We start from the raw sequence: 1,787 nt of genomic DNA on the forward strand, positions 1-1,787 counted from the left end.
GGGGACGACGTCGAAGAGGTCACCGACCACGCCGTAGTCGACCAGGTCGAAGATCGGTGCTTCCTCGTCCTTGTTGACCGCCACGATCGTCTTCGACGTCTGCATACCGGCCCGGTGCTGGATCGCACCCGAGATACCCGAGGCGATGTACAACTGCGGGGACACACTCTTACCGGTCTGGCCGACCTGGCTGGAGTGCGGGTACCAGCCCGCGTCCACCGCCGCACGCGAGGCACCCACCGCCGCGCCCAGCGAGTCGGCGAGCGCCTCGATGACCGCGAAGTTCTCCGCGCCGCCCACCCCGCGCCCGCCGGAGACGACGATCGCGGCCTCGGTCAGCTCCGGACGCCCGGTCGACTCCCGCGCCGTGCGCTCGACGACCTTCGTCCCCGTCGCCTGCGGCGAGAACGTGACCTCGAGCGCCTCGACCGCACCGGCGGCCGCAGCCGCCTCCACCGCCGCGCTGTTCGGCTTGACCGTGATGACCGGGACCCCCCTGGACACACGCGACCTGGTCGTGAACGACGCCGCGAACACCGACTGCGTGGCCACCGGACCCTGCTCACCGGCCTCCAGATCGACCGCGTCGGTGATCAGACCGGAACCGATACGCAGCGCCAGACGCGCGGCGATCTCCTTGCCCTCCGCCGAGGACGGGACGAGGACCGCGGCCGGCGACACGGCCCGGCAGGCGGCCTGCAGCGCCTCGACCTTCGGCACCACCAGGTAGTCGGCGTACTCGGCGGCCTCATGCGTCAGCACCCGCACCGCACCGTGCTCGGCCAGCACCGCGGCCGTACCGGCGGCACCACTGCCCAGCGCGACAGCGACCGGCTCACCGACACGACGGGCCAGCGTCAGCAGCTCGAGCGTGGGCTTGCGGACGGCACCGTCCACGTGATCGACATAGACCAGAACATCAGCCATGGGACTTCAATCTCCTGCTACTTGCGAAGAAGTGGGGCGGTTGGTTTCGAGACGGCGCGAACTCAGATGAACTTCCGGCCCGCGAGGAACTCGGCGAGCTGCTTGGCACCCTCACCCTCGTCCGTGACGATCGTGCCCTTGCTGCGCGCCGGACGCTGGGCGACAGCGTCCACCACCGTGTACGCGCCCTCCAGACCCACCTGCCCGGCCTCCAGATCCAGATCCGACAGGTCCCAGGACTCCACCGGCTTCTTCTTCGCCGCCATGATCCCCTTGAACGACGGGTAACGCGCCTCACCCGACTGGTCGGTCACCGACACCACCGCCGGAAGCGCCGCCTGCACCCGCTCACTCGCCGTGTCACCGTCACGACGCCCGCTGACCGCGCCGCCGGACACCGACACCTCGGACAACAGCGTCACCTGCGGCACCCCCAGACGCTCGGCCAGCAGCGCCGGGACCACACCCATCGTGCCGTCCGTCGACGCCATACCCGAGACCACCAGATCGAACCCGGCCTTCTCCACCGCCTTCGCCAGCACCAGCGACGTACCCATCACATCCGTACCGTGCAGATCGTCGTCCTCGACATGGACCGCCTTGTCCGCACCCATCGACAACGCCTTGCGCAGCGCGTCCTTCGCGTCCTCGGGCCCCACCGTCAACACCGTCACCTCGGCGTCATCAGCAGCCTCCGCGATCCGCAACGCCTGCTCGACCGCGTACTCGTCCAGCTCCGAGAGCAGCCCGTCCACGTCATCGCGGTCCACGGTCAGGTCATCGGCGAAATGCCGATCCCCCGTCGCGTCCGGCACGTACTTCACAGTGACAACGATCCTCAAGCTCACGCCGGCTCTCCT

General features: G+C 69.2%; 2 protein-coding genes. Both read right to left on the reverse strand.

Going from position 1 to position 1,787, the window contains the following annotated elements; translation table 11 throughout:
- A partial coding sequence (locus OFY01_RS16510; RefSeq protein WP_266600611.1) for an electron transfer flavoprotein subunit alpha/FixB family protein occupies positions 1 to 927 on the reverse strand: 927 nt, incomplete at its 3' end.
- A 62-nt stretch (positions 928 to 989) separates the two neighbouring features.
- Positions 990 to 1,775 (reverse strand): electron transfer flavoprotein subunit beta/FixA family protein, encoded by a 786-nt coding sequence (locus tag OFY01_RS16515; RefSeq protein ID WP_266600613.1) that lies wholly within the window; start codon positions 1,773 to 1,775, stop codon positions 990 to 992.
- Positions 1,776 to 1,787: the final 12 nt, after the last annotated feature.

The sequence above is a fragment of the Streptomyces beihaiensis genome, from assembly GCF_026274175.1.
GTDB lineage: Bacteria > Actinomycetota > Actinomycetes > Streptomycetales > Streptomycetaceae > Streptomyces > Streptomyces beihaiensis.